Origin of the sequence: Acidovorax delafieldii 2AN, assembly GCF_000175235.1 — a bacterium.
Taxonomy (GTDB): domain Bacteria; phylum Pseudomonadota; class Gammaproteobacteria; order Burkholderiales; family Burkholderiaceae_C; genus Acidovorax; species Acidovorax delafieldii_B.
This window is the reverse complement of sequence record NZ_ACQT01000490.1, coordinates 1-1,386: the sequence shown is the minus strand read 5'-3', so window position 1 is coordinate 1,386 and position 1,386 is coordinate 1. Positions and strand designations below refer to the sequence as shown.

Annotated in this window: 2 pseudogenes; both read left to right on the top strand. The window is 66.8% G+C overall.

The features are described 5' to 3' along the window. Window positions 1–69, top strand: a pseudogene (locus tag ACDELDRAFT_RS26135) (single-stranded DNA-binding protein); the annotation flags it as partial. Between the two features lie 337 nt (window positions 70–406). Then, window positions 407–1,386 (top strand): annotated as a pseudogene (locus ACDELDRAFT_RS22495) (VRR-NUC domain-containing protein); the annotation flags it as partial.

Genomic DNA, 1,386 nt, shown 5'->3' with positions numbered 1-1,386 from the left:
GCACCGGCCGCGCAGGCGCCCCGTGCAGCCTCGGGGTTCGATGACATGGATGACGACATCCCGTTCTGAGAAATCCCCTTCCGTCTTGGCAATCCACAGGCTTCTGTCCCCTTGGGGCAGAAGCCTTTTTGTTGGCATCGTTCTTGGCGGCCCAGCGCGGCTATGGCCGGGAGGATGGCCCCAGCGATCCCGTCGCGGCGCCTTTCATGGACGGAAAACGATCTCTTTCGCCAAGGCTTTGGCCCCGGGCCACCGCTTCCGGCTGGCGCCAAGCCGCACAGGTCACCGGCTTTTTTCCGACGGACCAGAACGGGCATGGGCCCCTGGATAACCGCACCTGCCCCTGGGCTACCCCGAAAACTGTATAAATCACCAGTTTTCAGGCCTCTTTGATTGCCCCGGGTCGATGCTCCCTCCCCACCGCTACTACTACCTGCACAACTTCCAGCGGGCACTGGCCTGGGTCGGCGAACGCTATGGCGATCTGCTGAACCCGGCGGAGCAGGGCTTTCTCATGCAGTTCGCGCAGTTGCCGCAGCCCTCGCAGGCGCTGATGGTGCGCATGCTGATGCGGCGCGGGCCCTGGTTTCGGGCCAGCAAGCTGGTGTACGACGAGATTGCCAGCACCACCGATGCCGCGGCGCCGCTGCTGGAGCGGGGTTGGCTCGATGCGCAGCATCCCATGGAACTCGACGAGCTGTTCGCACTGCACACCAAGCCCGAGCTGCTGCAGCTGTTCACGCATGGGCCGGTGCACGCCGGCATGCGCAAGACCGAGATGCTACAGGCGCTGCAGGCGGCATATCCCCGGCCGCAAACCTATGCCCAGTGGCACCCCCAGTCGCCAGAGGCCGCATGGCGCGTCATGGTGGGCGACCTGTGCGAGCGCTTTCGGCTGATGTTCTTCGGCAATCTGTACCAGGACTGGTCGGAGTTCGTGCTTGCCGACCTGGGCATCTTCCAATACGAGGCCGTGGCGTTCGATGCGGCCTCGCGGGCCTTCCAGGCACGGGCCGATGTGGACGGCTACCTGGCGCTGCATGCCTGCCGCCAGGCCCTCGACGACGGGACGGAAGTTGCCACCGTCCTGCAGGCCGTGGCGCTGTGCGCCAGCGACAACCCCTGGCTGGAAAAGCGCCGCGCCAAGGTGCTGCTGCGCATCGGCCAGGCCTGCGAGCGCGCCCACGACTGGGCGTGCGCCGAACAGGCCTATGCACAAAGCAGCTACCCCGGCGCGCGCCACCGGCGCATGCGTGTGTACGAGCGCCTGCAGCGTTTCGACGACGCCCTGGCGCTGGCGCTGGCCGCCCAGGCCACGCCGGAAAGCGATGAGGAAAGCCAGCGGGTGGCGCGCATGCTGCCGCGCCTTCGGCGCAACCTGGGGCA